The 218-nt window shown below is 69.3% G+C and carries 1 pseudogene; it reads right to left on the bottom strand.

Annotated elements, in window-relative coordinates:
• Positions 1-218, bottom strand: a pseudogene (locus JMJ55_RS30765) (IS481 family transposase); the annotation flags it as partial.

Here is a 218-nt window from a genome sequence, read left to right as displayed (position 1 = left end):
CCGGCAGCCGGCTGATGCCATGGCGCTGGAGGCAGCGGTGCAGGCTGGAGCAGGTAAGGTGCGGCATGCTGGGCTGGCGGGCGTAGAGGCAGTCGTCGAGCGGCAACAGCGTGTGACGGCGGAAGGCAACCACAACGCCTCATCCTCGGCCGACAGGACCGTTGACCTGGGCTCCTGAGGATCGGTGCGCAGGTCGGAGATGGAGGCCCGCCTCCTCC

This window comes from Belnapia mucosa, from assembly GCF_016775475.1.
In the GTDB taxonomy this organism is placed as follows: Bacteria; Pseudomonadota; Alphaproteobacteria; order Acetobacterales; family Acetobacteraceae; genus Belnapia; species Belnapia mucosa.
This window is presented reverse-complemented; position numbering and strand designations above follow the sequence as displayed.